The sequence below is a fragment of the Sphingomonas parva (ex Maeng et al. 2020) genome, assembly GCF_004564275.1.
GTDB lineage: Bacteria > Pseudomonadota > Alphaproteobacteria > Sphingomonadales > Sphingomonadaceae > Allosphingosinicella > Allosphingosinicella parva.
Genome location: NZ_SPDV01000008.1, coordinates 104,443 through 129,861 on the forward strand (window position 1 = coordinate 104,443; position 25,419 = coordinate 129,861).

The 25,419-nt window shown below is 68.4% G+C and carries 34 protein-coding genes and 1 other RNA gene; 14 read left to right on the top strand and 21 right to left on the bottom strand.

Annotation, left to right across the window (positions count from 1 at the left end; genetic code table 11):
* Positions 1-23: 23 nt before the first annotated feature.
* Positions 24-986 carry an RluA family pseudouridine synthase gene (locus E2493_RS05545; RefSeq protein ID WP_135084562.1) on the bottom strand — a complete coding sequence of 321 codons (963 nt, stop codon included), beginning with the start codon at positions 984-986 and terminating at the stop codon, positions 24-26.
* 153 nt (positions 987-1,139) lie between these two features.
* Between E2493_RS05545 and E2493_RS05550 the strand changes: the two genes are divergently transcribed.
* The 11 genes from E2493_RS05550 (at position 1,140) to E2493_RS05600 (ending at position 10,597) form a co-directional block, all read left to right on the top strand.
* Positions 1,140-1,781, top strand: a complete 642-nt coding sequence (locus E2493_RS05550; RefSeq protein WP_135084564.1) for a histidine phosphotransferase family protein — start codon at positions 1,140-1,142, stop codon at positions 1,779-1,781.
* A gap of 96 nt (positions 1,782-1,877) precedes the next feature.
* Complete coding sequence (locus tag E2493_RS05555) at positions 1,878-4,217, top strand: chemotaxis protein CheA (protein WP_135084566.1); 2,340 nt, start codon at positions 1,878-1,880, stop codon at positions 4,215-4,217.
* A gap of 1 nt (position 4,218) precedes the next feature.
* A complete protein-coding gene (locus E2493_RS05560; RefSeq protein ID WP_135084568.1) occupies positions 4,219-4,650 on the top strand; it encodes a chemotaxis protein CheW in 432 nt (143 codons plus the stop codon).
* A gap of 64 nt (positions 4,651-4,714) precedes the next feature.
* Positions 4,715-5,080, top strand: a complete 366-nt coding sequence (locus tag E2493_RS05565) for a response regulator (protein ID WP_135084570.1) — start codon at positions 4,715-4,717, stop codon at positions 5,078-5,080.
* Positions 5,081-5,148: 68 nt separating this feature from the next.
* Positions 5,149-6,171, top strand: a complete 1,023-nt coding sequence (locus E2493_RS05570) for a chemotaxis protein CheB (RefSeq protein ID WP_135084572.1) — start codon at positions 5,149-5,151, stop codon at positions 6,169-6,171.
* Positions 6,162-7,013: a CheR family methyltransferase gene (locus tag E2493_RS05575; RefSeq protein ID WP_135084573.1), complete on the top strand. Its 852-nt coding sequence runs from the start codon at positions 6,162-6,164 to the stop codon at positions 7,011-7,013. Before E2493_RS05570 ends, E2493_RS05575 begins: the two co-directional genes overlap by 10 nt.
* Positions 7,014-7,044: 31 nt before the next feature.
* Positions 7,045-7,737, top strand: a complete 693-nt coding sequence (locus tag E2493_RS05580; protein ID WP_135084574.1) for an N-acetylmuramoyl-L-alanine amidase — start codon at positions 7,045-7,047, stop codon at positions 7,735-7,737.
* 10 nt (positions 7,738-7,747) lie between these two features.
* Positions 7,748-8,144: RNase P RNA component class A (gene rnpB / locus E2493_RS05585), an RNA gene on the top strand.
* A 41-nt stretch (positions 8,145-8,185) separates the two neighbouring features.
* Complete coding sequence (locus E2493_RS05590) at positions 8,186-8,713, top strand: J domain-containing protein (protein ID WP_135084576.1); 528 nt, start codon at positions 8,186-8,188, stop codon at positions 8,711-8,713.
* Between the two features lie 72 nt (positions 8,714-8,785).
* Positions 8,786-9,667: a glutathione-dependent disulfide-bond oxidoreductase gene (gene yghU / locus E2493_RS05595; RefSeq protein ID WP_135084578.1), complete on the top strand. Its 882-nt coding sequence runs from the start codon at positions 8,786-8,788 to the stop codon at positions 9,665-9,667.
* Between the two features lie 111 nt (positions 9,668-9,778).
* Positions 9,779-10,597 carry a hypothetical protein gene (locus E2493_RS05600; protein WP_135084580.1) on the top strand — a complete coding sequence of 273 codons (819 nt, stop codon included), beginning with the start codon at positions 9,779-9,781 and terminating at the stop codon, positions 10,595-10,597.
* A 28-nt stretch (positions 10,598-10,625) separates the two neighbouring features.
* Here E2493_RS05600 and E2493_RS05605 read toward each other — a convergent pair whose 3' ends face one another.
* The 12 genes from E2493_RS05605 to E2493_RS21080 form a co-directional block, all read right to left on the bottom strand.
* The gene (locus E2493_RS05605; protein ID WP_135084582.1) at positions 10,626-10,889 is read right to left on the bottom strand and encodes a DksA/TraR family C4-type zinc finger protein; all 264 of its coding nucleotides are present in this window, start codon (positions 10,887-10,889) and stop codon (positions 10,626-10,628) included.
* A 98-nt stretch (positions 10,890-10,987) separates the two neighbouring features.
* Positions 10,988-11,428 carry a PaaI family thioesterase gene (locus E2493_RS05610; RefSeq protein ID WP_135084584.1) on the bottom strand — a complete coding sequence of 147 codons (441 nt, stop codon included), beginning with the start codon at positions 11,426-11,428 and terminating at the stop codon, positions 10,988-10,990.
* The gene (locus E2493_RS05615) at positions 11,425-11,832 is read right to left on the bottom strand and encodes a SufE family protein (protein ID WP_135084586.1); all 408 of its coding nucleotides are present in this window, start codon (positions 11,830-11,832) and stop codon (positions 11,425-11,427) included. Before E2493_RS05615 ends, E2493_RS05610 begins: the two co-directional genes overlap by 4 nt.
* Before the next feature lie 40 nt (positions 11,833-11,872).
* Complete coding sequence (locus E2493_RS05620) at positions 11,873-12,088, bottom strand: hypothetical protein (RefSeq protein WP_135084588.1); 216 nt, start codon at positions 12,086-12,088, stop codon at positions 11,873-11,875.
* Positions 12,085-12,321, bottom strand: a complete 237-nt coding sequence (locus E2493_RS05625; protein ID WP_135084590.1) for a hypothetical protein — start codon at positions 12,319-12,321, stop codon at positions 12,085-12,087. The genes E2493_RS05620 and E2493_RS05625 overlap by 4 nt, the downstream gene beginning before the upstream one ends.
* Before the next feature lie 37 nt (positions 12,322-12,358).
* Positions 12,359-12,628 (bottom strand): hypothetical protein, encoded by a 270-nt coding sequence (locus tag E2493_RS05630; protein ID WP_191992971.1) that lies wholly within the window; start codon positions 12,626-12,628, stop codon positions 12,359-12,361.
* Between the two features lie 10 nt (positions 12,629-12,638).
* Positions 12,639-12,953 carry a hypothetical protein gene (locus E2493_RS05635; RefSeq protein ID WP_135084592.1) on the bottom strand — a complete coding sequence of 105 codons (315 nt, stop codon included), beginning with the start codon at positions 12,951-12,953 and terminating at the stop codon, positions 12,639-12,641.
* Positions 12,954-12,975: 22 nt separating this feature from the next.
* Positions 12,976-13,233 (bottom strand): hypothetical protein, encoded by a 258-nt coding sequence (locus tag E2493_RS05640; protein ID WP_135084594.1) that lies wholly within the window; start codon positions 13,231-13,233, stop codon positions 12,976-12,978.
* A 12-nt stretch (positions 13,234-13,245) separates the two neighbouring features.
* Entirely contained in the window at positions 13,246-13,626 is a 381-nt protein-coding gene (gene pspC, locus E2493_RS05645; RefSeq protein ID WP_135084596.1) for an envelope stress response membrane protein PspC, read from the bottom strand.
* Positions 13,623-13,958, bottom strand: a complete 336-nt coding sequence (pspB, locus tag E2493_RS05650) for an envelope stress response membrane protein PspB (RefSeq protein WP_135084598.1) — start codon at positions 13,956-13,958, stop codon at positions 13,623-13,625. Before pspB ends, pspC begins: the two co-directional genes overlap by 4 nt.
* 4 nt (positions 13,959-13,962) lie before the next feature.
* Positions 13,963-14,637, bottom strand: a complete 675-nt coding sequence (gene pspA / locus E2493_RS05655; protein ID WP_135084600.1) for a phage shock protein PspA — start codon at positions 14,635-14,637, stop codon at positions 13,963-13,965.
* Between the two features lie 80 nt (positions 14,638-14,717).
* Positions 14,718-14,876, bottom strand: a complete 159-nt coding sequence (locus tag E2493_RS21080) for a hypothetical protein (RefSeq protein WP_167737395.1) — start codon at positions 14,874-14,876, stop codon at positions 14,718-14,720.
* A gap of 173 nt (positions 14,877-15,049) precedes the next feature.
* Between E2493_RS21080 and pspF the strand changes: the two genes are divergently transcribed.
* From pspF to E2493_RS05670, 3 genes are all read left to right on the top strand, one after another.
* Positions 15,050-16,084 carry a phage shock protein operon transcriptional activator gene (pspF, locus tag E2493_RS05660; RefSeq protein ID WP_135084602.1) on the top strand — a complete coding sequence of 345 codons (1,035 nt, stop codon included), beginning with the start codon at positions 15,050-15,052 and terminating at the stop codon, positions 16,082-16,084.
* Between the two features lie 76 nt (positions 16,085-16,160).
* Positions 16,161-16,715: a tetratricopeptide repeat protein gene (locus tag E2493_RS05665; protein ID WP_135084604.1), complete on the top strand. Its 555-nt coding sequence runs from the start codon at positions 16,161-16,163 to the stop codon at positions 16,713-16,715.
* Positions 16,716-16,909: 194 nt separating this feature from the next.
* The gene (locus E2493_RS05670) at positions 16,910-17,536 is read left to right on the top strand and encodes a superoxide dismutase (RefSeq protein WP_135084606.1); all 627 of its coding nucleotides are present in this window, start codon (positions 16,910-16,912) and stop codon (positions 17,534-17,536) included.
* Between the two features lie 36 nt (positions 17,537-17,572).
* Here E2493_RS05670 and E2493_RS05675 read toward each other — a convergent pair whose 3' ends face one another.
* From E2493_RS05675 to E2493_RS05710, 8 genes are all read right to left on the bottom strand, one after another.
* Positions 17,573-18,349 carry an ABC transporter permease gene (locus E2493_RS05675; RefSeq protein WP_135084608.1) on the bottom strand — a complete coding sequence of 259 codons (777 nt, stop codon included), beginning with the start codon at positions 18,347-18,349 and terminating at the stop codon, positions 17,573-17,575.
* Positions 18,346-19,284 carry an ABC transporter ATP-binding protein gene (locus tag E2493_RS05680; protein ID WP_135084610.1) on the bottom strand — a complete coding sequence of 313 codons (939 nt, stop codon included), beginning with the start codon at positions 19,282-19,284 and terminating at the stop codon, positions 18,346-18,348. The genes E2493_RS05675 and E2493_RS05680 overlap by 4 nt, the downstream gene beginning before the upstream one ends.
* Positions 19,285-19,300: 16 nt before the next feature.
* Entirely contained in the window at positions 19,301-19,903 is a 603-nt protein-coding gene (locus E2493_RS05685; RefSeq protein ID WP_135084612.1) for an inner membrane-spanning protein YciB, read from the bottom strand.
* Entirely contained in the window at positions 19,900-20,826 is a 927-nt protein-coding gene (ftsY, locus tag E2493_RS05690; protein WP_135084614.1) for a signal recognition particle-docking protein FtsY, read from the bottom strand. Before ftsY ends, E2493_RS05685 begins: the two co-directional genes overlap by 4 nt.
* Positions 20,823-22,079, bottom strand: a complete 1,257-nt coding sequence (gene mtaB, locus E2493_RS05695; protein ID WP_135084694.1) for a tRNA (N(6)-L-threonylcarbamoyladenosine(37)-C(2))-methylthiotransferase MtaB — start codon at positions 22,077-22,079, stop codon at positions 20,823-20,825. Before mtaB ends, ftsY begins: the two co-directional genes overlap by 4 nt.
* A 77-nt stretch (positions 22,080-22,156) precedes the next feature.
* Complete coding sequence (dapF, locus tag E2493_RS05700; protein ID WP_135084692.1) at positions 22,157-22,948, bottom strand: diaminopimelate epimerase; 792 nt, start codon at positions 22,946-22,948, stop codon at positions 22,157-22,159.
* A gap of 70 nt (positions 22,949-23,018) precedes the next feature.
* Positions 23,019-23,924 carry a COG3650 family protein gene (locus E2493_RS05705; protein ID WP_135084616.1) on the bottom strand — a complete coding sequence of 302 codons (906 nt, stop codon included), beginning with the start codon at positions 23,922-23,924 and terminating at the stop codon, positions 23,019-23,021.
* A 56-nt stretch (positions 23,925-23,980) separates the two neighbouring features.
* Positions 23,981-25,315, bottom strand: coding sequence for an MFS transporter (locus E2493_RS05710; RefSeq protein ID WP_135084618.1), 1,335 nt, complete (start codon positions 25,313-25,315; stop codon positions 23,981-23,983).
* Between the last annotated feature and the right edge of the window lie 104 nt (positions 25,316-25,419).

Here is a 25,419-nt window from a genome sequence, read left to right on the forward strand (position 1 = left end):
TGTTCTGCTCTCTGCCGGTCCGTTCAGCCAGATAACGTGAGGCCGCTTAACAGTTCCTGCATATCGGACGGAACGGCGCTTTTGAACGACAAGTTTTCGCGCGAGACCGGATGGATGAAGCCGAGCTCGGCCGCGTGCAGGGCCTGCCGTTCGAAATTCAATCTTTTCAACAACTCGCGGTGGGCGGATCGGGTCCGCCCGTAGACCGGATCGCCGATCAGCGGATGACCGAGCGAGGTCATGTGGACGCGCACCTGATGGGTGCGGCCGGTCTCGAGCCGGCATTCGACCAGCGCCGCCTCGTAGAGCGGGCGCACCATCCGATAGTGAGTCACCGCGCGCTTTCCGCGCCCGTCCACAACGATCGCCATCTTCTGACGGTTGGCGGACGAACGGGCGAGCGGCGCGTCCACGGTGCCCGACGGCGGGTTCGGCACGCCCGCGACGATCGCCTGGTAGCGGCGGTCGATGCTGTGCCTGGCGAATTGCGCCGCAAGACCTTCGTGGGCGACGTCGGTCTTGGCCACGACCAGCAGGCCGGACGTGTCCTTGTCGATGCGATGGACGATCCCCGGCCGCGCCACCCCGCCGATGCCCGAAAGCCGCCCCGCGCAATGGTGGAGCAAGGCGTTGACAAGGGTCCCGTCGAAATTGCCGGCCGCCGGATGGACGACCATGCCGGCCGGCTTGTCGACGACCAGCAGGTGCTCGTCCTCGTGAACGATGTCGATCGCGATCGCCTGCGGCACGTTGTGCGCCGGCTCCGGCTCGGGAACGGACACTTCGTAGGCCGCGCCGGCCACCGCCTTGGACGAAGGATCCCGCACTGGCTGGCCGGCGGGGCCGAGGACCCGGCCGCTGCTGATCAGCGCCTTCAGGCGCTCGCGGGACAGGGTCGGCACCGCCGCCGCGAGCGCTCGATCGAGACGCCAGCCTTCGGCATCGGCGGCGAGCGTTGCGGTGATCGTGTTTCCCCCCCGGGTCATCAGGGACCTGATGTGGTGCACTGCAGCGGAAATTCAAGGGGCTTGCGACCAGAGCGACATTCTCAGCGTCGGGTCTGACGTCATGGCCTTGCAAGGCGGAGCGTGCGGGGCCAATAGGCAGACAGACGCCAGGGACTGGGGCAAGACAGCGACATGAAATCTTACGAATTTGCGAGCCTTCTGTGTTCGCGCCTCTGTCATGATCTGCTCTCGCCGGTGGGAGCATTGAACAACGGCATCGAATTGCTGGCCGACGAGCACGATCCGGAGATGCGGGCCCGCTGCCTCGACCTGCTCGGCGAGAGCGCGCGGGCCTCGGCCAACAAGCTCAAGTTCTTCCGCCTCGCCTTCGGCGCCGCCGGCGGCTTCGCCGACGAGGTCGACACGCGCGAGGCACGGGTGGCGATCGAGGGCCTGTTCGGCGGCGACGGGCGCGTCCAGCTCGGCTGGATGGTGGACGAGCCGACGATGTCGAAATCGGCGCTCAAGATCCTGCTCAATCTCGTGCTGATCGCCGGCGACGCGCTGGTCCGCGGCGGGCGGCTCGACGTCGGCGCCGAGCGCCACGCGTCCGGGCTCGACATCGTCGTCCGCGCCGAGGGACCGCGGATCGTCCTCGATCCGGAGCTGAAGCGTGCCCTGGTCGGCGAGAGCGACGAGCAGTCGATCGCCCCGCGCGCCGCCGCCGCCTGGCTGGTCCATTCCCTGGTCGTGGAGACCGGCGGCGAGATCCAGGTCGCCGACCAGGAAGAGAACGTGCTCCTGATCGGCGCGGCGGTTCCGACCGCCGCCTGATCCGCCGTTCCACCGCGGTCTGCCACGCGGGCGGTGGTAAACTCCTTCTTTACCTCTCGGCTCCCATAACCTGCATCAGGATTGACGGCGGGGGCCATGGACGACCTGATCGGCGAATTCATCGCGGAAACGCGGGACATGCTTGGTGCCCTCGGCGGAGAGATCGTCGCCTGGGAAGCCGAGCCGCACGATCGCGCGCGTCTCGATGCCATCTTCCGCTTCGTGCATACGGTGAAGGGCAATTGCGGCTTCTTCGATCTGCCGCGCCTCGCCGCGCTCAGCCACGCCGCGGAGGATGCGCTGGCCGAGGTCCGTTCGGGCAAGCGCAATGCCGATCTCGCTCTGGTCAGCGGGGTTCTTGCCATCGTCGATCGGATCGGCGAGCTGATCGAGGCGATGGACGCCTCGGAGGATCCGCCCGAGGATGACGATTCGCGGCTGATCGCGGCGCTCTCGACGGGGTCGGAGATCGCCGCGATCGTCGGCGATTCCGCCGTCCGCCGCCGTGCCCCGGCGCGCAGCATCCGTCTTTCGATCGAGCTGCTCGACCGGATGATGAACGGCGTCTCCGATCTGGTGCTCGCCCGCAACGAGCTCGCCCGCCGCCTTCGCGACGCCTCGCTTCCGGTCGAGACCGACGAGGCGTTCGAGCGCGTCTCGGCTTCGATCGCCGAGGTGCGTGAGGCGATCACCCGCACCCGCATGCAGCGCGTCGAGACCCTGTTCGCCGCCATTCCGCGCATGGTGCGCGACCTCGGCTCGGCGACCGGCAAGAAGGTGCTGCTCGATATCGACGGCGGCGACGTCGAGCTCGATCGCGAGATGATCGAGATGATCCGCGATCCGCTCACCCATATCGTCCGCAACGCGATCGATCACGGCATCGAGCCGGCGGCGGCGCGGCGCCGCGCCGGCAAGAGCGAAACCGGGCTGCTGCGAGTCAGCGCCCGCCAGGCCGGCAACCAGATCCTGATCGAGGTCGCGGACGACGGCCGCGGCATCGACGGCGACGCGCTTGTCGGGCGCGCTCTGGCGGCAAGCCTTCTGACGCCCGATCAGGCCGCCCGCCTTACCCCCGACCGCCGGCTCTCCCTGATCTTCGAGCCAGGTCTTTCGACCGCCACCAAGGTCACCTCCCTGTCCGGGCGCGGCGTCGGCATGGACGTGGTGCGCGCGAACATCGAGCGGATCGGCGGTCTCGTCGACGTCGATTCCACGGTGGGGCAGGGCGTGCGCTTCACCCTGCGCGTGCCGTTGACGCTGACCATCATTCCCGGCCTCACCGTCGAGGTCGGCGGCCAGAGCTTCGCCATTCCGCGATCGGCGATCGAGGAGATCGTCCGCACCCGCGCGGCCGGCGTCCGGGTCGAGATCGTCGCCGGAGCCGGGGTCGTCACCCTCCGCGGCGAGCGTTTCCCCGTCGTCGCGCTTGCCGGCGTGCTCGGCACGGAGAGCCGAATCGATGTCTCCGAACAATTGCTGGTCCTGCTCAAGACGACCGGCGGCGGCGCCTATGCGCTGGCGGTCGACGACGTCCACGATCACGAGGAGCTCGTCGTGAAGCCCGCCTCGCCGGCGGTGATGGCGACCGGCCTCTACGCGGGGACGACGCTGGACGGCGATGGCCGCCCGGTGCTGCTGCTCGATCCCGCCGGTCTCGCCGCCGCCGCGGGCGTCTCCCTCGATCGCGGCGAGCTCGCCGCGGCCGCGGACAGCGAGTGCCAGGCCGACGAGCAGCGCCCGGTGCTGCTCTTCACCACGCTCGCCGGTGCCCGGCGCGCCGTCAGCCTGCCCGCCGTCCACCGGATCGACGAAGTGCCGCCGGCCACGATTGCGGCCAGCGGCGGCCGTTTCCATATCACCCTCGACGACCGCATCCTGCCGCTCGCCGGCTGCGATCGCGTGCCCGATCGGGCCAAGATCCCGATCCTCCGCCTCACCGACGGCTGCGACGAGATCGCCTACGCCGTGGACGAGGTCATCGACACGGTCATGCTCGGCTCGGGGCTCGTCCCGCCGCCCCAGCCCGGTGAGATCCAGGGTGTGGCGCTGGTCGACGGCGAGCAGGTGGAGGTCGTCGACCTGTTCTGGATCTTCGCGCATCACGCCGCCGGGGCGCCCGCGGCCGACCGACCGCTCTGCCTGATCCCGGAAGCCGATCCGTGGATGGACACCTTCCTGCGCCCGCTGATCGAGAGCGCCGGCTATCGCGTCGTCCGGGGCGGCGAGGCGGCCGCCGAGCTGCCGTCCGCCGATCTCGTCGTGGTCGACGTCGAGACGGGCGCCGAGCCGCCGTCGGGCGCTGGTCAGGTGCTGAGGTTGCGCGCCACCCCCGAGCCGCGCGGAGCCAGGGACGACAGCATCCATCGCTACGATCGCGCCGCCTTGCTGGCCGTCCTCGGTGACGCCGCGCGCGCGGCGAGGAAGGAGGCCTAAGGTGGCCGAATTGCTCCTCATCGTCACGCTCGCCGGCGAGCAGGTCGCCGTGCTTGCCTCGGAAGTCGAATCGGTCGTCGAGGTCGAGGGCCTGACGCCGGTGCCGCGCGCCGGCGGCCATGTCGCGGGCCTCACCGCGCTGCGCAGCCGGGTGCTGACCGTGATCGACTGCATGGCTTCGCTCGAGCCCGGCGGCCGGATCGACAATCCGCGCGACGCCATCGTCGTGGTCGCCGACGGACATCCCTACGCCCTGCTGGTCGATCGCGTCGAGGACGTGGTCGAGGCCGAGGGCGAGATTGCGCCGGTCCCGGCCTCGCTCGCCTCCGGCTGGGCGGGGGTGGCGACCGGCTACGTGCCGGCCGAGGGACGCTTGTTCCTGCTGGTCGACATCCATGCCCTCATTGCCGGCCCGACCGCAGAGGCCGCATGAGCCCCTTTAATCCCGTGCTTACCCTTGGCGGCGTAGCCGTCCGTTCGAACAGCGAGTGAAGATCATGAAGAGCTGCCTTGTCGTCGACGATTCGAAGGTCATTCGAAAGGTCGCACGCCATATTCTGGAGACGCTGAACTTCACCGTGGAGGAGGCCGGCGACGGGCGAGAGGCGCTTGCGCGGTGCGAGGAGCACATGCCGGACGTCGTCCTGCTCGACTGGAACATGCCGGTAATGGGCGGAATGGAATTCCTCCGCACGCTGCGCCAGCGCGACATCGAGCCGCAGCCCAAGGTGGTCTTCTGCACCACCGAAAACGATGCGGCCCACATTCGCGCGGCGATCGACGCCGGCGCCGACGAATATGTGATGAAGCCGTTCGATCGCGAGACTCTCGAAAGCAAGCTGCAGATCGTCGGCGTCGCGTGACCTCCGCCGCTTCCGCGGCACCGCGCTCTCCTGTCGGGACCGAGGACCGGCCGCCTCCGATACGCCTGATGATCGTCGACGATTCGCCGGTGGCGCGGGCGGTGCTGGCGCGCATGCTGGCGCCGCACGGGGATATGGAGGTGGTGGCGATCGCCGGCAATGCGCCGGAGGCGCTCGATGCGCTCGCCGGCACCCGCGTCGACATCGTGCTCCTCGACATCGAGATGCCGGGCACCAGCGGCCTGGAAGCGCTTCCGGAGATCCTGCGCAGGGGGCAGGGAGCCAGGGTTCTCGTCGTCTCCTCGGCGTGCGACGAAGGCGCTGCGGCGGTGGTCAAGGCGCTCTCGCTCGGCGCCGCCGACACGCTCCCCAAGCCCGGCATCGGCCGCTTCGCCGGACGTTTCTCCGACGAGCTGGTCGATCGGCTGCGGCGGATCGGTCCCGCGGCTCGCCACGGCCAGTCGGCGCCGATCGACGCGCTCCGGTTGCGGCCCCCGTCGGAGCACCGCCTCGGGTGCCTCGCGCTCGGCGCCTCGACCGGGGGACTTCACGCGATCACCGGCATCCTCAAGGCGCTGCCGGCGATGATCGGCGCGCCGATCCTCGTGACCCAGCATCTTCCGCCGGCATTCATGCCGTTCTTCGCCCGCCAGATCGAGGGCGCATGCGGGCGGGCGACCCGGCTTGCCGAGCCCGGGCTCGTCCTTCAGCCCGAAGAGGTCGTTCTCGCGCCCGGCGACGCGCACCTCGCGCTCGATCAGCACGGCAGCCGGGTGCTGGTGCGGCTCGACACGACGCCCGTGGCGAGCGGCTGCCTGCCGTCGGTCGACGTCATGCTCGGCGCCACGGCGGAGATCTACGGGCGCAGCGCGGTGGGGGTCGTGCTCAGCGGCATCGGGCGCGACGGCCTGGAAGGCGCGCGGCGGATCGTCGAGCGGGCAGGGACGATCTTCGTCCAGGACCGCGCCAGCTCCGCCGTATGGGGCATGCCGCGCGCGGTTGCGGAAGCCGGGCTCGCTTCGGCGATCCTGCCGCCGGCCGATCTCGGCCGCCGGATCGCCGCCCGAACGGAGGCAAAGCCATGGAGGTGAGCGAGGCTGCGATCCGCGTGCTCGGCTCCCTGCTCGGCGCGCGCACCGGCCAGCAGCTGGCGATGAGCCGCAGCTGGCGTATCCACACCGTCCTGCAGTCGCTGGTGCGCGAGCGCGGACTCGGCTCGCTGGATCGGCTCGTCCATGCCGTCGCGGCCGGCGGGGAGCCGGAGCTGGCCGATGCGGTGGTCGACGCTTTGCTCAACAACGAGACCAGCTTCTATCGCGACCGCACCAGCTTCGAGCAATTGCTCGGTCCGGCGCTGGCACGGCTCGAGGAGGCGCGCGCCCGGACGCGGCGCCTCTCCATCTGGTCCGCCGGCTGCTCGACGGGCCAGGAAGCCTATTCGCTCGCCATGTGGTTCGCCGAGCGCAAGAGCCGCTGGGCCGGCTGGACGATCGAGATCGTCGCCAGCGACGTCTCCCGCGCCGCGGTCGAGCAGGCGCGCGGCGGCCTTTATTCCCAGTTCGAGGTGCAGCGCGGCCTGCCGGTGACGCAGATGATGCGCTGGTTCGAGGAGCGGCCCGGCGCCAATTGGCAGATCTCCGACGAGCTTCGCGCGATGGTTCGCTTCGAGATGCGCAGCCTGATCGACGCGCCGCCCGCGCCGGGCCGCTTCGACATCATCCTGTGCCGCAACGTCCTGCTCTATTTCGCCGAGCCGGTGCGGCGGACCGTCTTCTCGCGGCTCGCCGAGGCCGCGGCAGAGGACGGCGTGCTGATGCTCGGCGCCGGAGAGACGGTGATCGGCCAGACGCGTGCCTTCGTCTCCGATCCGGACTGTCGCGGCCTGTATTTGCGTCATCCGGAAGCCATGGCGCCTTGCCGCGCCGCCTCTTGACGCACGCGCCATTTTCCTGCCCGAAGGCTTCATGAGCGAAATCATCGACTGTCCTTCGCCCAATTTCAGCGAGCGAAGCCTGCCGATCTCGATGCTCGTGCTTCATTACACAGGGATGGTCGACGCCCGCTCTGCAATCGACCGGCTGCGCGATCCGGACGCGGGAGTTTCCTGCCATTATCTGGTGACCGAAGAAGGCCAGGTGCTGCGCATGGTCGATGAGGAGAAGCGCGCCTGGCACGCCGGAAACTCCTTCTGGCGCGGCGTCACCGACATCAACTCCGCGTCGATCGGCATCGAGATCGTCAATCCAGGCCATGAGTTCGGCTACACGCCCTATCCGGACGAACAGATCGACGCGCTCGTGCCGCTCGTCGCCGGGATCGTCGAACGCCACAGGATCACGCGCGGCAACGTCGTCGGCCATTCCGACATCGCGCCGCGGCGCAAGCAGGATCCGGGCGAGCTCTTTCCCTGGAATCGCCTTGCCCGCCTGCGGCTGGCGCTGCCGCGGCCGACCAAGAATTTGATGGATCCGCAGTGGACCGATGCCGGCTTCCTGCTCGCGCTCGAGCGGTTCGGCTACGACGTCACCGATCCCCTGGCGGCGACCGTCGCGTTCCAGCGCCGCTTCCGGCCGGAGCTGATCGACGGCACCATCGACGGCGAGTGCCGCGCGATCCTGCTCGCGCTGCTCCTTCCCAAGCCGCGCGGGGATGACTAGATAGCGCTTGCCAGAGGGCCGGGCGGCCGCGCGCCGAAGCTTCAGCGAGGTGCGAGGAAAGTCCGGGCTCCACGGAACGACGGTGCCGGGTAACGCCCGGCGGGGGCGACCCCAGGGACAGTGCAACAGAAAGCAGGTCGCGCCAGGCCTCGGCCGAGATCTTCGGAGGCGTGACATTGAAAGGGTGCGGTAAGAGCGCACCGCGGCCCCGGCAACGGCGGCCGGCACGGTAAACCCCACCGGGAGCAAGACCGAATAGGGATGGCTGGGCTCGTTCCGCCCTTTGCCGTCCGGGTTGGTTGCTGGAGGGGCGGAGCGATCCGTCTCCTAGAGGAATGGCCGCACATCCGTCGATGCCTCACGGCTATGGCGGAGGACAGAACCCGGCTTACAGGCCCTCTGGCAATTTTTGTCCCCGCCGTCGCAGGGACCGGATAGATGAGAGTGTATGGCTCGGCAGACGCGATCGAACGACTGGGGATTTCCGCGCTGGCGGAGCTACGGCTCGGAGCGGCAGGCGCAGCAGGTGCGCCTGTGCGATCGCGAAGGCTGCGACAATCCCGGTGATCGGCCGGCGCCCAAATCCCCAAACAGCCCCGAGCGCTGGTATTTCTGCGAAACGCATGCCGCCGAATACAATCGCAACTGGAACTATTTCGAAGGCCTGTCAGCCGAGGACGCCGCCCGCCGCGAGGCCGACGAGCGCCGCGGCGCCAACGGCTATCGCCAGGCCAACCATTATGCCTGGGGCGGGCCGGGGGATGGCAGCCGCAGCCGAGAGGAGATGCGGGCGCTCGACGTGCTGGAGCTGGAGAGCGACGCCGGCTTTGAAGAGGTGAAGGCCGCCTATCGCCGCCTCGCCAAGCTCAACCATCCCGATGTCACGCCCGGCGATTCGGAGGCCGCCGCGCGTTTCCAGGCGATCCAGACCGCCTACGAGGTCCTGCGCAAGGCGGAGGAGCGGCGCGTCGGCTAGGTCGTGATCGTCCGAGGTGGAAGCGCAGGGCGCTTTCGGGAACGAACCATCGCGCGTCGTGTTGCCCGCATCATGACCGACACAGCCGATTACACGCCGCCCAAGATCTGGACCTGGGACCAGGAGAGCGGCGGCCGCTTCGCCAGCATAAACCGTCCCACCGCCGGGGCCACCCACGACAAGGCGCTGCCGGTCGGGAAGCACCCCCTGCAGCTTTATTCGCTGGGAACGCCGAACGGGGTGAAGGCGACGATCATGCTCGAGGAGCTGCTCGAAGCCGGTCATGAGGGGGCCGAATACGACGCCTGGCTGATCCGCATCCAGGAGGGGGAGCAATTCTCGAGCGGCTTCGTCGAGGCCAATCCGAATTCCAAGATCCCGGCGATGGTCGACCGCAGCGGCGCCGAGCCTGTCCGCGTGTTCGAATCCGGCGCGATCCTGGTCTATCTGGCCGAGAAGTTCGGCGCCTTCCTTCCCACCGAGCAGCCGGCCCGGGCCGAGACGCTGGCCTGGCTGTTCTGGCAGGTCGGCAGCGCGCCGTTTCTCGGCGGCGGCTTCGGCCATTTCTATGTCTACGCGCCGACGAAGATCGAATATGCGATCAACCGCTACGCGATGGAGGCGAAAAGGCAGCTCGACGTACTCGACCGACGCCTTGCGGAGAGCCGGTTCGTCGCCGGCGATGATTATACCGTCGCCGACATGGCGATCTGGCCCTGGTACGGCGTGCTCGCGCTCGGCGAGATCTACGAGGACGCCGCCACCTTCCTGCAGGTCCAGGACTATGGCCATCTGCAGCGCTGGGCCGCGGAGATCGCTGCCCGCCCGGCCGTCCGGCGCGGCAGGATGGTCAACCGTGTGACGGGCGAGCCGTCCAGCCAGCTCCACGAGCGTCACGACCGCGACGATTTCGAGACCCGCACCGAGGACAAGCTCCAGCGCGAGGGCGAGTGAGCATTGGCCGCGGAGGCATCGCGCGCCGCGTGATGCGGTGATTGCGGCTCGCAACTTGCCTGCCCTCGCCGAGCCTTGCTAGCCCTTCAGCCACGGACAGGCGGGGGGACCATGGCGCGCGCATCGGAATTGACGAAGACTTTTGGCGCCGTGCTGCTGGCGGTCTGCTCGACCGCGGCGCTGGCCGAGGAAGCGGCGACCTTTCGCTGCGTCAACAACGGCTTCAAGCAGGACTACAGGATCTCCTCCGAGGACTGGCTGGTGCGGGAGGCCGGGCAGGCGGACTGGAAGCCGATCGGCTGTGGCAAGGAGAGGCCGGACGCAGGGGCGGTGCTGCGGATCGATTGCTCGGTTCGGGACGGCAGCTTCGTCGTCGAACGGGTGAGCACCTATCCGGGCGGCAGCAGGATGGTGCTCCGCCGAACGGTCGACCCCTCGACGCTCGCTTATAGCGTCCAGTCCAACGCAGATGCCCCTGAAACGGGTGCCTGTGCGAAGCTGGAAAACGATGAGGCGCGGCCCGAGGATGGCTGGAGCCTCTCGCGCAAGCTCTCGCTCGGGTTGCCCTTCCTGCTCGTCACCGACGCAAGGAGCCTGCAGCTGCGGCCCGGCGAATGGACCTGGCCGAACGGCCGGTGGGTGATCATCGAGGGCAAGTATCACACCGACAGCGGCACCTGGGACGTCGGCGGCGTCGGCTTCAATCCTGGGCGGACCAACAGCGCGCACAGCTGCCCGCCGGACGCGCTGCGGGCGAAGACTCTGCCGCCGTGCGGGGGCATTCACCAGGCCGGCTACTCGATGGATCGCTGGTACCGGCCGGAGGAGCACGATCTGGTCGTCTACGGCCGCGTCTATCGCTACGACGAGGGCGGCGCCGTCTATTCCGAAGGCAAGCGCATCGGCCGGCTGATCGTCCCCGACCTTTGATTCGACCCGGGGCGGCGAAGCCTGCGCGTCAGCGCAGCTGGCTGTCCTTGCTGCCGCGGCGGTTGATGCCGATGCTTCGCGTCCTGCCGTCGCGCTCCCCCTGGCAGGGCACGCAGGTTCGTGCGCCCGGCAACGCGCGGCGCCGGCCCTCCGGTATCTCCTCGCCGCATTCCTCGCAGTGCGTCGTGCCTTCGCCGGCCGGCATGCGCGCGCGGGCGGAGAGCACTGCGTCGCTGACGGTATCGTCGATCTGGTCCTGAACCGCGCCGTCGCGCGCCCATCCTCCGGCCATGCTGCCCGATCCCTCTTTGCCGCGCCGCGGATCGATCCCGATCCGCAACGTCCTGAACGCGCCGGAGGCCGGGCAGGCTCCCAGGCGCCCTCCGGACGCTATTTGGTGAACATGAAGGTGCCGGTGACGTGCGCCACCGGATCGTCCGGATCGCCGTCATGCGCGACTCCCCGCACGAAGCCGATGCTGCGCGTGACGCGATAGCATTCTCCGCGTCCGACGATACGGCGGCCCGGCAGGGCAGGGCGGAGATAATCGACCCGCATGTCGAGAGTCGCCTGGTGTCGGAAGCGTCCGAGCTTCACCCAGATCGCCATGCTCGTCGCCATGTCCATCAGGCTGATGATCGGCCCGGAGGCGATGACTCCCGTCTCCACTACGCCGACAAGCTTCTCGGAATAACCGAGGCCGAGCTCGACCCAGTCTTCGCCATGATCGACATAGAGGATGCCGAGCGCGCCGCCGTGGCCGACCTGGCTGGCATATTGGGTGAACAGCTTCGGATCGAAGCCGGCCGAGAGGTCCGGTCGCTCGGTCACCCGGCGAGCCGCTCCGCGGTCTCGCGGATCAGGGCGATCATGTTGGGAATGCCCTGGGTGCGATTGGAGCTCAGCTGCGCGTTGAGGGCGAACGGTGCCAATTCCGCCTCGATGTTCGTGGCGACGATCTGCTGAGGCGTGCGGTCCTGCACGATCAGCAGGATCAGGGCGACGATGCCCTTGGTGATTGCCGCGTTGCTGTCGGCGAGGAAATGGAGCGTGCCGTCCTCGCGCGGGATCGGGTAGACCCAGACCGAGGCGGAGCAGCCGCGCACCAGCGTCGCGTCGGTCTTCAGTGGCTCCGGCATCGTCTCGAGGGCGCGACCGAGGTCGATCAGCAGGCGGTAGCGGTCGTCCGCCTCGAGCAGCTCGTAATCGGCATAGACATCGTCGATCTTGGTCATGGCAGCCCGCTACCAGAGCCGCCGCGGGCGGAGAAGCCCGTCAGGCGCGACCGTCGGCGATCGCCTCGAGCCGACGAATGCGGTCGCGTAGGGCCGCGAGCTCGGACCGGGCGCGGCTCGGCGCCTGGGGCGTCGAGAGCTCGAGCCGCTTCAGCTCCAGCCAGCCACGCCACCCGCGCAGCGCTGCCAGGCTGAAAAGCCCCGCGCCCAGAGTGCCGGCGCCCGCCACGGCGAGAAGGGAGAGCGGGTCGGTCACCGGTCCCTCAATTCCTCGATCTGGCGGGCAAGGCTGTTCTCGCGGTCGGTCGCGATCCGCTCGAGAACGGCGATCCGCTCCTTCAGCGTCTTGAGCTCCTCGCGCATCCGCAGCGTCTCGGCGCTCTCCTCATTCGTCATCCCCGGGCCGCTTTGGTGGCGATACCGCGCCTTGAGCACGGTCGCGACCATGACGATCAGAACGATCAGCACGACCATCGAATATTGGTTCATGTTCTTCTCTCTTTATCGGCTGCGGGCCGTGCATCGCTCAGTTGAGCGGCTCGTCGCGCAATTTCTCGATCTCGTCGGCGACGACGATGCCGCGATCGGTGACGATCCGCTCCAGCACCCGCACCCTCTGCTCGAGACGCTCGGTGTGCGCCGCATATTGCGCGGCCTTCTCGGCGGTCTGGTTGCCGAGCAGCTCCAGCTGTCGTTCCTTGAACTTCAGCTGGCGCTTGTAGACGTCGGCCAGGAGGCCCGCGACGACCGGAATCCCCACCACGATCAGGAAGAAGATCAGCATCGAATTCGGCATGGCGGGTTCCTCAGTTGCGCGGCGCGCGCAGCGCCTCGATTTCCTGGGTCAGGCGGTGGCCGTCGTCGGTGACGATCCGCTCGACCGTGGCAAGGCGATCCTTGATCGCGCCGAGCTCGGCGCGAAGCTGCGCATTTTCGCTCGACAGCAGCTTCACCCGCTCGGTCGTCTCCTCGCTGCTGCGCGGGTAGACAGCCTGGCCCCAGGCGCCGTCGAGAGGATAGCCGTGGCGGATCCTGAGCCACGTCGTGAGGATCCAGCCGCCGATGGCGAGCACGCCGAGAATGCCGATCAGCGGCGCCAGCTCGTGAAATTGAATGTCCATGTCTTTCCCCCTGGTTGCGGGCTCAGCGCAGCAGCTCGATCTCTCTCGACGTCCGCTCAGCCGGATCGACGGCGATCCGTTCGAGCACGTGCAGCCGGCTTTCGAGCTTGGCGACCTGCGCCTTCAGCGTCTCGTTTTCATTCTTGAGCGTCGTCACGGCGGCGGGCTGCAATTCCAGGGCCCGACGCTTGGTCCGGATCCAGCTCATCGAGATGGTGAGGATGAGGGCGGCGTTGATCGCGATCGCAAGGATCAGGAAAATCGCGAGATTGTCGTCCATTTTCCTGCCCTCCTAGCGGAGCTGCTCGATTTCGCGGGCGAGGCGCCCGTTCGAGCTGGTCACGTAGGTCTCGACCTCGGCGAGCCGGCGGTCGATCTCACGAAAACGCGAGCGAACGTCGCGGACGGTGCGGGCCGGCGAGGCGCGGACGCCCTGCCAGAACTTCGCCTGCTCCGGAGTCTCGTACTTGAGCTCGTGCGGCTTGGACGGCGCCATCCATGCGATGATGAAATAGGCGGCGATCGGCATGCCGGAGCCCATGAAGGTGAGCAGCAGCATGCCCAGGCGGATCAGGGTCACGTCGAGGCCGGTGTAATCGGCAATTCCGGCGCAGACCCCGAGCCACTTCTTGTTCTGCTTGTCGAGGTAGAATTTGGTGTGACGCGGTGTCATCGGCCGATCCTTCTCGGCTGGTTGGTGACGCTGGAATCGCTGCTCGTGCCGCCAAGCGCGGAGCGCCCGGTGCCACGATCCTCGAGGGCATCGGCGAGTGGGTCGCAGCCGACGGCGCGCCAGTTCGGATTCTCGGCGTTCATGATCCGCTCGATCGAGCAGAGACGATCGTCGAGGCGGCGCGCCATCTCGTGCAGCTCGTCGAGCAATTGCTCGTCCTCGCGGGTGAGGGTCGCCTGGCTCTTCCACCGCGTGATGTAGTGGAAGATCAGCCAGGGCAGGCCGATGAACAGGATCGGGACGATGACGATCGGAACGATGATGTCTTCCATCGCCTCAACCCTCCTGCGTCTTGCCGAGGCGGGCCTTCAGCGCCTCGAGCTCGGCATCGACCTTCTCCGCATTGCGGAGCTCGGCGATCTCCTCCTCGAGGGTCTTCGGCGGCGCCCCGAGGGCCAGCGCGTCGGCGCGGCCCTCGGCCATGTCGGCACGGCGCTCGAGCACGTCGAAGCGCGAGAAGGCGTCGTCGACCTTGGAGCCGGAATACATCTCGCGGAGGCGCATCCGGTTCTCGGCGCTCTCGAGCCGGCTCTGGATCGCGCTCTGCCGGGTCCGCGCCTCGCGGATCTTGCCCTGCAGCTTGGCGATGTCCGCCTCCGAGGCGCGCAGCGCGTCGTCCAGGACGTCGATCTCGGCCTTGAGGCTGTCGGCCATGTCGCCGGCCTTCTGCTTCTCGACCAGCGCCGCCTTGGCGAGATCCTCGCGGCCCTTGGACAACGCCAGCTCCGCTTTCTCGGTCCAGCTGTCCTGCAGCTTCTCGAGTCGGCCGATCTGCCGGCGCATCTCCTTCTGGTCGGCGATCGTGCGCGCGGCGGACGCGCGCACCTCGACCAGTGTCTCCTCCATCTCGAGGATGATCATCCGGATCATCTTCGCCGGGTCCTCCGCCTTGTCCAGGAGGTCGGCGAAATTGGCGGCGACGATGTCGCGTGTCCGCGAGAAAATACCCATTCGAAACTCCTTTGACCTGGCTCCGGCGGAAGCGACCGGGCGGCGCGGGGTGCTGCGCCGCGCCGGCCGTCCGCCCGGGATCAGGCGTAAGCCTGACCCGAAACCCCCGCCGCGACAAGACTGATCGGCGTGGTTTCGACCGCACGGGCCGGCCCGACCGCCGCGCCGACGGCGGTTGCCGTCAGCAGCAGGGCGGCGAGGGTGGCCACGGCGCTCTGTCCAATTCCGCTCAGTTTCATCTCGTATCTCCCTGTCACACATTCGCCCGTCCCATCGGGCTGTACGACCCAAGCTATCCAAGCTCCGTGCCAGATTGCGGAAGTGGCGGATTTCTGCGGTTTCTCGCTGACCGGGAGGTGGGGCAAAATCATAGTTCTTGCCAACAGCTAGGAAAAATGGCCAACAATCGGGAATGGAGCGCAGTACCCAGCTGGTCGGACAATCCTCGTCCTTTCTCGACGCGGTCGAGCGGGCCAGCCGCGCCGCGCCGCTCGACCGCCCGGTCCTGGTGATCGGCGAGCGGGGCACCGGCAAGGAGCTGATCGCCGAGCGTCTGCACCATCTGTCGGCACGGTGGGACGGCCCCCTGGTGGCGATGAACTGCGCCGCGCTTCCCGAGACCCTGATCGAGGCCGAATTGTTCGGCCACGAGGCGGGGGCCTTCACCGGCGCCGCCAAGGCGCGCGCCGGCCGCTTCGAGGAAGCCGACGGCGGCACCCTGTTCCTCGACGAGCTGGCGACGCTCAGCCAGGCCGCGCAGGAGCGCCTGCTGCGAGTCGTCGAATATGGCGAGGTCACCCGGATCGGGGCGTCGAAGCCGGTGCAGGTCGACGTCCGCATCGTCGCCGCCACCAACGAGGATCTGCCGAGACTCGCCGAGCGCAATCGCTTCCGCGCCGACCTCCTCGATCGTCTGTCGTTCGAGGTCGTCACCCTGCCGCCGCTGCGGCACCGCAGCAGCGACATTCCGATCCTCGCGGATCACTTCGCCCGGCGGATGGCGCTCGAGCTGGAATGGCCGCGCTGGACCGGCTTCTCGAGCCGCGCGCAGGATCGGCTGTTGGCCTATGACTGGCCGGGGAACGTCCGCGAGCTGCGCAACGTCGTGGAGCGCGCCGTCTATCGCTGGGAGCAGCCTGACGAGCCGGTCGACACCATCCAGTTCGATCCGTTCGAATCGCCGTGGCGGCCGAAAACCTCGCTGGCCGCCCCGACCGAGGCGTCGGCGGAGAGCGGGCCGGCGGCGCTGCCGCCGCCCGCGCAGGCCACGGCCTACGATCCTGCCTCTTGCGCCGATTTCCGTCTGGCGATCGCGGAATATGAGAAAGCGATTCTCGCTGCCGCGCTGGAGAAATGCCGCTGGAACCAGCGCGCTGCCGCGGCCGCGCTCAGCCTCAGCTACGATCAGCTCCGCCACGCCATGAAGCGGCACCAGCTCGCCGGCTGACCCGGCGGATTTACGGGCGCCCCTGCCGCGACTCGGCGCGATCTGCTAGACTGGCGGCTCCAGGAGGAGCTGGACCATGACCGGAAGATTCCTCTTCGCGCTGGCGGCGACCGCCGCCGCTTTTCCCGCCACCGCTGCCGTCACCGTGATCGGAAACAGCTCGGCACGCACCTGCTATCTCTCCGCCGAAAACCGTACGCGGCCGGGGCCTTCGGTGCTCGGCGATTGCGACCTCGCGCTGACGGCCGAAAACCTGGTGACCAGCGATCGCGTCGCCACCTTCGTCAATCGCGGCATCCTCAAGCTGCGCATGGGCCGCACCGATGCGGCGATCGCCGATTTCGATGCCGCGATCGCGCTCGATGGCGACGAGGGCGAAGCCTATCTCAACAAGGGGATGGCGCTGCTTCGGATGGACCAGGGCTGGCAGCAGGCGGTGGGCCTGTTCGACACCGCGCTGTCCAAGCGCACCCGCAAGCCCGAGGTCGCCTATTACGGGCGCGGGATCGCCAACGAGATCGGCGGCAAGATCCGCGCGGCCTATGACGATTATCGGCAGGCGAGCGCGCTCGCGCCGGAGTGGGCCGAGCCGAAGGCCGAACTCGCGCGCTTCACGGTGCGGCAGCCCTGACCACGTCGCGATTGCCCGAAGTTCGCGAGGCGAGGGGAGGCGACGCGCCTTTCCCCTTGCTCCCGGCGCGCTTTCCCGCTTGAGGCGGTAGCGCATCGCGGACCCGCCTGCGTCGTCCCGACTCCGCCCGAGCCGGAAACGCGCATGGGCCCGCGGCAGTGCGTTGTCGCGATCCAGACGAGGAGACACTTCCGATGCCGTTCATCCTTCCCGAGCTTCCCTTCGACAAAGGGGCCCTGGGCGACTTCATGTCCGCCGAGACGCTCGATTATCACCACGGCAAGCACCACAAGGCCTATGTCGACAAGGTCAACACGATGGTCGGCGACAAGGGGCTCGAGGGCGCGTCTCTGTCACAGGTGATCCGAGCGGCCGCCGATCGGGGCGACGCCGGGCTGTTCAACAATTCGGGCCAGATCTGGAACCACAATTTCTTCTGGCAGTGCCTTGCGCCGCCGCAGGGCCAGCGGCCGTCGGGCAAGCTCGCCGTGCTGATCGAGGAAGGCTTCGGCACCACCGAGGCGATGCTCGCCAAGCTGAAGGACGAGGCCGTCGGCCACTTCGCCAGCGGCTGGGCCTGGCTGGTGCTCGATCAGGACAAGCTTCGCATCACCTCGCTCCATGACGGCGACAGCCCGGTGACCCACGAGGGTATGAAGCCGCTGCTCACCGTCGACGTGTGGGAGCACGCTTATTACATCGACTATCGCAACCAGCGCCCGGCCTTCGTCGACGCGGTGCTCAACAATCTGATCAACTGGGAATTCGTCGCCCAGAACCTGGACGGCAACGGCATCGGCCGCGCCGACCAGCAAGGCTGATCCATTTCCTCCCCGAGCTTCGCTCGGGGAGGACCGCTACGATTTCAGCCGATAGCCGGTGCGGAAGATCCACCAGATCGTCGCCAGGCACAGCAGCAGGAAGGCGAAGGTCGCGGCGAGGCTCACCCCGACGCCGACGTCGGCGCTGCCGTAGAAGGTCCAGCGGAAGCCGCTGATCAGATAGACCACCGGGTTGAACAGGGTGATCGTCCGCCACGGCTCGGGCAGCACCTCGATCGAGTAGAAGGCGCCGCCGAGGAAGGTGAGCGGAGTCACGATCAGCATCGGGATGATCTGCAGCTGTTCGAAGCCCTTGGCCCAGATCCCGACGATGAAGCCGAACAGGCAGAAGGTCGTCGCGACCAGCACCAGGAAGGCGAGCATCCACCCCGGGTGGAGGATCGCGATGTCTACGAACAATGTCGCGGTGGCGAGGATGACCAGCGCCACCGACGTCGCCTTGGTCACGGCCGCGCCGACATAGCCGAGCACGATCTCGAACGGGGAGAGCGGCGCCGACAGCGGCTCGTAGATCGTCCCGAGGAAGCGCGGCATGTGGATGCCGAACGAGGCGTTGAAGATGCTCTCGTTGAACAGCGACAGCATCATCAGGCCGGGGACGATGAAGGCGCCGTAATCGACGCCGCCGATGTCGCTCATCCGCGATCCGATCGCCGATCCGAACACCACGAAGTAGAGGGAGGTGGTGATCACCGGCGTCGCGAGGCCGGTCCAGATCGTCCGCAGGAAGCGGTACATCTCGAACCGGTAGATCGCCCAGACGCCGCGATGGTTGAAGCTGCCGACGCTCATGCCGCGCGCTCCCTGCGATCGCTGGTCAGCGAGACGAAGATGTCCTCCAGCGAGCTCTGCTCGGTGGCGAGATCCTTGAAGCCGATCCCGAGGTCGCTCATCCGGCGCAGCAGCGACGGAACGCCGGTCCGCTCGGCATTGGCGTCGAACTCGTAGCGAAGCTCCGATCGGTCGTCGGAGAGGGTGAGGTCCCATTCGGAGAGGCCTTCGGGCACCGTCTCCATCGGCTCGGCGAGGTTCAGCGTCAGGCGCTTGCGGCCGAGCTTGCGCATCAGCGCATGCTTTTCCTCGACGAGGATCAGCTCACCCTTGGAGATCACGCCGACGCGGTCCGCCATCTCCTCCGCCTCCTCGATATAATGGGTGGTGAGGATGATGGTGACGCCGCTGTCGCGCAGCCGCCGGACGAGTGCCCACATGTCGCGGCGCAGCTCGACGTCGACGCCGGCGGTCGGCTCGTCCAGGAACAGGATGTCGGGCTCGTGGGCGAGCGCCTTGGCGATCATCACCCGGCGCTTCATGCCGCCGGAGAGCTCCTTGATCTTGGCCTTGCGCTTGTCCCAGAGCGACAGGTCGCGAAGGATCTGCTCGATCTTCGCGGAATCGGACGGCTTGCCGAACAGGCCGCGGCTGAACGCAACGGTCGACCAGACCGGTTCGAACGCATCGGTGTGGAGCTCCTGCGGGACCAGCCCGATCCTGGTGCGCGCTGCGCGATAGTCCCGCACGATGTCGTGGCCGTCGGCCTCGACGGTGCCGGCGCTCGGCGTGACGATGCCGCAGACGATGCTGATCAGCGTCGTCTTGCCGGCGCCGTTCGGGCCGAGCAGGGCAAAGATCTCGCCGCGCCTGATGTCGAGCGAGACATGCTTCAGCGCCTCGTGCCCGCCGGCATATCTTTTCGACAGGTTGCGGATCGAGATCACCGGCTGCATCGGGCGGCGGTCCTTCTTACTGCGTGGGAGGGATGGGCGGCTCTTCCTTGTCGTTGCCGAGCTGCAGGCCGTGGCGGACGAGCATCGGAACGTTGGCGGCAGCGAAGAGGAAGGTGGCCGGAATGAAGCCCCAGAGCTTGAAGCCGGCCCAGAAGCTGGTGCTGCTGTTGCGCCAGACGAGTTCGTTGGCCAGGGCCATGACCAGGAAGAAGATCGCCCAGTTGCGCGAGAGCAATTGCCAGCCGCGCTCCGACAGCCCCGGATAGGCGGTTCCCAGCGCCATCTTCAGCAGGTTGCGCTTCGTCGCCAGGCCGAAGGCGAGCAGGGCGGCGACGATCAGATAGTAGATCGTCGGCTTGATCTTGATGAACACCTCGCTGTGGAACCACAAGGTGGCGCCGCCGAGCACGATCACCATGACCGCCGAGAACCAGAGCAATGGCGAGACGTGGCGGTAGCGAGCCAGCGAAATTCCGACGGCGGCGGTGATCGCCACCATGAAGGCGCCCGTGGCGGCGAAGATGCCGAAGGCGAGGTTGGCGGCGAAGAACACCACCAGCGGCCCGAGATCGATCAGCAGGCGCTCGCCGGCGCCCGGCTCCTTGCGGGTCTCGCTCATGCCGGGAGCCCGGCAATCGCACGCGCCGTGACGCGCGGATCGAACGGGCGCAGGTCGTTCATCCCTTCGCCGATACCGATGGCGTGGATCGGCAGGCCGTAGCGCTCGGCCGCGGCAACCAGGACGCCGCCGCGCGCGGTGCCGTCCAGCTTGGTCATGATCAGTCCGGTCACGCCGGCCACCTCCTTGAACACCTCGATCTGGCTCAGCGCATTCTGCCCCGTCGTCGCGTCGAGGACGAGCACCACGTCGTGCGGCGCCGCCGGGTTGAGCCGGCCCAGCACGCGCCGGATCTTGGCGAGCTCGTCCATCAGATCCTTCTTGTTCTGGAGCCGGCCGGCGGTGTCGACGATCAGCGTGTCGATGCCTTCGGCGGTCGCCTTCTTCACGCCATCGAAGACGATCGCCGAGCTGTCGCCGCCCTCAGGTCCGGAGATGATCGGAACGCCGATCCGGTCCGCCCAGACCTTGAGCTGGCCGATCGCCGCAGCGCGGAACGTGTCGCCGGCGGCGAGCAGCACGCCGTAATCCTGCTCGAGGAAGAGATGGCCGAGCTTCGCGATCGTGGTGGTCTTGCCCGATCCGTTGACGCCGACGATCAGGATCACCTGCGGGCGCGGGAAGGCGTCGATCTCGAGCGGCTGCGCGACCGGCGCGAGGATCTTCTCGATCTCCTCGGCCACGATCTCGCGCACGGCGGTCTCCGTGAGGCCGAGCGGGAAGGTCTCGCCGGCCAGGCGGACGCGGATGCGCCCTGCGGTGGCGGGGCCGAGGTCCGAGGCGATCAGCGCCTCCTCGATCTCGTCGAGCGTCTGCTCGTCCAGGGCCGCACGGTTGAACAGCCCGGTGAGATTGTCGCCGAGCCGTTCCGAGGTCTTGCGGAAGCCCGCCTGGAGCCGGTCGAGCCAGGAAGCCTCGCTCATGCCGCTCTGCCCGTCAGCACGTCGCCGTCTATTCCGGTGATCACCACGTCCACGATCTGTCCTGCATCCTTGCTCTGGGCGAGGCGGACCGGTGCGAAGCTCTCCGCATGGCCCGGCGCGTCGCCGCGTTCGGTCAAAATTCTCTGGCGGCTGCCGACGAGGCCGGCCAGCCACGCGCGCCGCCGCCGCTCGCTGGCCTCGCGCAAATTCCGCGCCCGTTCCTTGATAAGGGGCGGCGGCACCTGCGGCATCCGGGCTGCCGGCGTGCCCTTCTTGGGCGAGAAGGGGAAGATGTGGCCCATCACGATGTCGCAATCGTCGATCAGCCGCAGGCTGTTCTCGGCCATCTTGTCGGTCTCGGTGGGAAAGCCCGCGATGAGATCGGCGCCGATCGCGATCTCCGGCCTTTTCGCCTTCAGCCGTTCCACGATCGCCACCGCCTCGCGGCGGCTGTGCCGGCGCTTCATCCGCTTGAGCACCATGTCGTCGCCCGCCTGGAAGCTCATGTGGAGGTGCGGCATGAAGCGCGGCTCGCCCGTCACGATCTCGAACATCCGGTCGTCGATCTCGATGCAGTCGAGCGACGACAGGCGCAGCCGCGGCAGCGCCGGCACGTGACGAAGGATCCTCTCGACCAGCAGGCCGAGCGACGGGGCGCCCGGGAGGTCCGGGCCGTAGCTGGTCACGTCGACGCCGGTCAGCACGACCTCGCGATAGCCCTCGTCGACCAGGCGCTTGATCCGGTCGATCACCAGGCCGGCCGGCACCGAGCGGCTGTTCCCGCGCCCATAAGGGATGATGCAGAAGGTGCAGCGATGGTCGCACCCGTTCTGAACCTCGACGAAGGCCCGCGACCGCTCGCTATAGGCCGCCGCGAGGTGCGGGGCGGTCTCGCGCACGGCCATGATGTCCGACACGCGGACGTCGGCGGGGGCGGAGAGGAGCGTCGCCACCGCGCCGCGCTGCTCCCGTCCTCTCGAGGGGGAGGCGGATTCTCGTGTGGGCGCAGAGGCCGGAGCAAATGAAGCAGCGTCGAGCTTCTCGCGATTGCCGAGCACGCGGTCGACCTCGGACATGGCGGCGAAGGTCTCGGGCTCGACCTGGGCGGCGCAGCCGGTGACGATCACGCGCGCATCGGGCCGGCTGCGCTTGGCGCGTCGGATCGCCTGTCGGGTCTGGCGCACCGCCTCGTTGGTGACGGCGCAGCTGTTGACGATGATCAGATCGTCCTGCCCGTGCGCGAGGCGCCGCATGGTCGCGCTCTCGGCGAGATTGAGGCGGCAGCCGAGCGTGATCAGCTCGGGCCCTTCCGCGGCAGCGGGCACGCCGCTCACAGTGCCACCTCGCCGGTGAAGACGTGAGTCGCCGCGCCGCGCATCCGGATGCTCTCGCCCGGCCGCCAGGAGATGGTCAGCGTGCCGCCGGGCAGCCGGATGTCGACCGGGCTCGCCGCCAGCTTGCGCCGGATCGCGGCGACGGCGGTGGCGCAGGCGCCGGTACCGCAGGCCTGGGTGAGGCCGGCGCCGCGCTCCCAGACGCGCAGCCGGATCGCTCCCCCGTCCAGTGAGGCAACGTTGACGTTCACCCGGTCCGGGAACAGCGGGTCCGTCTCGATGGCGGGACCGAGCCGCGCGAGATCGACGGCGCCGCTGTCGTCGACGAAGAACACGACGTGCGGATTGCCGACGTTCACGGCAGCCGGCCCATGGAGATCTTCCCAGCCGACCGGCATGGCGGCCGTGTCGAGCGGGTAAGCGAGCGGAATCTCGTCCCATCCGAAGCGCGGCGTGCCCATGTCGACCTCGGCCGCGCCGTCGAGCGCCTCGCCCTGGATCACGCCGCCGGCGGTCTCGATGCGGCTATGGCCGCCGGCGAGCAGGGCGACGCAGCGCGACGCGTTGCCGCACGCCTCGACCTCGCCGCCGTCGGCATTCCAGATGCGCATCCTGAGGTCGGCGATCTGCGAAGGCTCGATCACGATCAACTGATCGCAGCCGACGCCGGTGTGCCGGTCGGCGAGCGCGCGGGCGGTCGCTCCGTCCATCTCCAGCGGCGTCTCGCGCGCGTCGAAGATGACGAAGTCGTTGCCGAGTCCATGCATCTTCTCGAACCGCCGCTTCATCGCTGCCGGCAGATAGGGGGCGGCGGGAACGAAGTCCATCGCAGCGCTCGTCGGGCGCCGCGCGCTGGCCTCAGCGGCCGGCAGCCTCGGCGCAGCCCGATCGCCGCTCTCCCGAGACCTCCAGCTCCGCGGCGAGAGGGTAGCGCCGGTCGGACATGCCGTCGGAGCAGCCGGGGGCGGGGCGCAGGCGCAGCACGAAGCGGCGGCCGTTCAGCGCACCGGTCCAGATCTCGCCGCCGCCGCGCCTCTCGTAGCGGGTCCATAGCCGCGTCCCCGCCTGGTCCTCGGGATGGGAGTAGGTGACGCACCGGCCTTCGATCCGGGCATTCCAGAACGGCTCGGTGCCGACCGCGCGCAGCGCCGCGACGTCGAGCTGGCGCCCGTCCTGGATCAGGCACGGGCTCGCGGCCGCAGGATTCCTGGCAGGTGCGGCCGCGGGCGCGGGCGGGGCCGGCGCGCGGCAGGCGGCGACGAAGGCCGTCGCCGTCGCCGCCGGCGGCGCGGCGTGAGGACCGCTGGTCTGGGCGCCGTAGCTCGCCGAGACCGGACCGGCGATCAGGCTGGCGAGCTCGGCCTTCACCGCCCCGGATGCGGTGACGCCGCCGCGCTGCGGATCACCTTTGACGTCGGCGACAAGGGCCGCGACACTGCCGCCGCTGCCGAACGACAGGCGCTCCTCGCTTCCGATCGGCCGGAAAGCGGGCACGTTGACCAGCATCGTGTCGCCTCTTGCCGGACAGAGGATCCGGATCACCGGCGTCTGGCGAGCGTCGAGCAAGGCCAGCACGGTCTCCGCGCCGTTCGTCTGCAGCCGCCACGTGGCCGCTGCCGGCATGGCCGGGGCAGGGGCCTTGGCGGGTGCGGGAGCCGTTACGGTCTCAGGTTCGACGGCATTCCCTCGCGGGTCCTGCGGCTCGCCCGCGCAGCCGGCGAGCAGCACCGCCGCGGCGAGATGGATCGTCGTCGGAGAACGCATCATCGCTGCAGGGATAATCGTTGACCGGCGGCCGAGTCCACGCCCGCGGCGTCGGCTCAGCCGGCGACGCGCTTCGCCCACTCCTTGTTGATGGCCAGTGCCCCCAGGGTGCAGGCGACGCCCGACAGGAGGTAGAGGCCGACCGACCAGAGGCCGAAGCGGCTGGCGAGGAAAAGGGCGACCAACGGTGCGAAACCGGCACCGATGAACCAGGCGGAATTCGAGACGATCGCCGCGCCGGTGTAGCGGTAATAAGGTCGGAACGAGCTGTTCACCGCGCCCGACGACTGGCCGAACGACAGGCCGAGCAGGACGAAGCCGCCGAACATGTACACCGCTTCGCCGACCTGGCCGGCGGCGAGCAGCTGCGGCGCGAAGCCGCTGTACGCGCCGATCAGAGCGGCGGACACGCCGAGCACGGCACGCCGTCCGACCCGGTCCGCGATCACGCCGGAGGCGAGGATGGCGAGGACGCAGATCACCGACCCCACCGCCTCGATCACCAGGAAGCGCAGCGGATCGACATCCTCGTAGAGCCGCACCCAGGAGAGCGGGAAGACGGTGACGAGGTGGAAGAGGGCGAAGCTGGCCAGCGGCGCGAAGGCGCCGAGGATGATCGTCGGCAATTCGCTGAACAGGGTCTCGAACGGCGGAGACGGCTGGAGCTCGCGATTCTCGAACAGCCGCTGGAATTCCGGAGTTGCGACCAGCCGAAGGCGCGCGAACAAGGCGACGACATTGATCGCGAGCGCCACGAAGAAGGGATAGCGCCAGCCCCAGCGGAGGAAATCCTCGGTCGAGAGCAAGGCGAGGAAATAGGCGAACAGCGCGCTCGCCACCAGCAGGCCGAGCGGCGCGCCGAGCTGCGGGATCATCGCATACCAGCCGCGGCGATCCTCGGGCGCGTTCAGCGAGAGAAGGGATGGGAGACCGTCCCAGGCGCCGCCGAGCGCAATGCCCTGGCAGAGACGGAAGAAGCCGAGCAGCCAGGCGCTGATCACGCCGACCTCGGAATAGCCGGGCAGCAGCGCGATCGCCATGGTCGAGCCGCCGAGCAGGAACATGGCGATGGTGAGCTTCACGCCGCGCCCGTGCCGCTGGTCGATGGCGGTGAAGATCAGGGTGCCGATCGGCCGCCCGGCGAAGGCGAGCGCGAACAAGGCGAAGGAGAAGAGCGTGCCGGTCAGCGCGTCGAGATAGGGGAAGACGAGCTGCGGGAAGACCAGCACCGAGGCGATCGCGTAGACGAAGAAATCGAAGAACTCGCCCGTGCGGCCGATGATCACGCCGATCGCGATCTCTCCCGGCTTGATCGTGCCGTGGCGGGCGTTGACCAGCCGGGCGTCGCGTTCGAGCGGCGTCGAGTCGGACGCAGAGGCAGGGGCCGTCATCGCGCGGTCATCTCCAGAGAATGGAATTCCAGGTTCCGTGAGGCAACGCGCCACGGGTTTAGATGTTCTAGCCTCAAACCGCGAGCCGTCGGATTGGACAAAAT

Coding starts and splice junctions, on each gene's coding strand:
- E2493_RS05545 (WP_135084562.1), bottom strand. CDS start 986: ATGACCCGGGGGGGAAACACGATCACCGCAACGCTCGCCGCCGATGCC.
- E2493_RS05550 (WP_135084564.1), top strand. CDS start 1,140: ATGAAATCTTACGAATTTGCGAGCCTTCTGTGTTCGCGCCTCTGTCAT.
- E2493_RS05555 (WP_135084566.1), top strand. CDS start 1,878: ATGGACGACCTGATCGGCGAATTCATCGCGGAAACGCGGGACATGCTT.
- E2493_RS05565 (WP_135084570.1), top strand. CDS start 4,715: ATGAAGAGCTGCCTTGTCGTCGACGATTCGAAGGTCATTCGAAAGGTC.
- E2493_RS05570 (WP_135084572.1), top strand. CDS start 5,149: ATGATCGTCGACGATTCGCCGGTGGCGCGGGCGGTGCTGGCGCGCATG.
- E2493_RS05575 (WP_135084573.1), top strand. CDS start 6,162: ATGGAGGTGAGCGAGGCTGCGATCCGCGTGCTCGGCTCCCTGCTCGGC.
- E2493_RS05580 (WP_135084574.1), top strand. CDS start 7,045: ATGAGCGAAATCATCGACTGTCCTTCGCCCAATTTCAGCGAGCGAAGC.
- E2493_RS05590 (WP_135084576.1), top strand. CDS start 8,186: ATGGCTCGGCAGACGCGATCGAACGACTGGGGATTTCCGCGCTGGCGG.
- yghU (WP_135084578.1), top strand. CDS start 8,786: ATGACCGACACAGCCGATTACACGCCGCCCAAGATCTGGACCTGGGAC.
- E2493_RS05600 (WP_135084580.1), top strand. CDS start 9,779: ATGGCGCGCGCATCGGAATTGACGAAGACTTTTGGCGCCGTGCTGCTG.
- E2493_RS05605 (WP_135084582.1), bottom strand. CDS start 10,889: ATGGCCGGAGGATGGGCGCGCGACGGCGCGGTTCAGGACCAGATCGAC.
- E2493_RS05615 (WP_135084586.1), bottom strand. CDS start 11,832: ATGACCAAGATCGACGATGTCTATGCCGATTACGAGCTGCTCGAGGCG.
- E2493_RS05625 (WP_135084590.1), bottom strand. CDS start 12,321: ATGAACCAATATTCGATGGTCGTGCTGATCGTTCTGATCGTCATGGTC.
- E2493_RS05630 (WP_191992971.1), bottom strand. CDS start 12,628: ATGCCGAATTCGATGCTGATCTTCTTCCTGATCGTGGTGGGGATTCCG.
- E2493_RS05635 (WP_135084592.1), bottom strand. CDS start 12,953: ATGGACATTCAATTTCACGAGCTGGCGCCGCTGATCGGCATTCTCGGC.
- E2493_RS05640 (WP_135084594.1), bottom strand. CDS start 13,233: ATGGACGACAATCTCGCGATTTTCCTGATCCTTGCGATCGCGATCAAC.
- pspC (WP_135084596.1), bottom strand. CDS start 13,626: ATGACACCGCGTCACACCAAATTCTACCTCGACAAGCAGAACAAGAAG.
- pspB (WP_135084598.1), bottom strand. CDS start 13,958: ATGGAAGACATCATCGTTCCGATCGTCATCGTCCCGATCCTGTTCATC.
- pspA (WP_135084600.1), bottom strand. CDS start 14,637: ATGGGTATTTTCTCGCGGACACGCGACATCGTCGCCGCCAATTTCGCC.
- E2493_RS21080 (WP_167737395.1), bottom strand. CDS start 14,876: ATGAAACTGAGCGGAATTGGACAGAGCGCCGTGGCCACCCTCGCCGCC.
- pspF (WP_135084602.1), top strand. CDS start 15,050: ATGGAGCGCAGTACCCAGCTGGTCGGACAATCCTCGTCCTTTCTCGAC.
- E2493_RS05665 (WP_135084604.1), top strand. CDS start 16,161: ATGACCGGAAGATTCCTCTTCGCGCTGGCGGCGACCGCCGCCGCTTTT.
- E2493_RS05670 (WP_135084606.1), top strand. CDS start 16,910: ATGCCGTTCATCCTTCCCGAGCTTCCCTTCGACAAAGGGGCCCTGGGC.
- E2493_RS05675 (WP_135084608.1), bottom strand. CDS start 18,349: ATGAGCGTCGGCAGCTTCAACCATCGCGGCGTCTGGGCGATCTACCGG.
- E2493_RS05680 (WP_135084610.1), bottom strand. CDS start 19,284: ATGCAGCCGGTGATCTCGATCCGCAACCTGTCGAAAAGATATGCCGGC.
- E2493_RS05685 (WP_135084612.1), bottom strand. CDS start 19,903: ATGAGCGAGACCCGCAAGGAGCCGGGCGCCGGCGAGCGCCTGCTGATC.
- ftsY (WP_135084614.1), bottom strand. CDS start 20,826: ATGAGCGAGGCTTCCTGGCTCGACCGGCTCCAGGCGGGCTTCCGCAAG.
- mtaB (WP_135084694.1), bottom strand. CDS start 22,079: ATGCGGCGCCTCGCGCACGGGCAGGACGATCTGATCATCGTCAACAGC.
- dapF (WP_135084692.1), bottom strand. CDS start 22,948: ATGAAGCGGCGGTTCGAGAAGATGCATGGACTCGGCAACGACTTCGTC.
- E2493_RS05705 (WP_135084616.1), bottom strand. CDS start 23,924: ATGCGTTCTCCGACGACGATCCATCTCGCCGCGGCGGTGCTGCTCGCC.
- E2493_RS05710 (WP_135084618.1), bottom strand. CDS start 25,315: ATGACGGCCCCTGCCTCTGCGTCCGACTCGACGCCGCTCGAACGCGAC.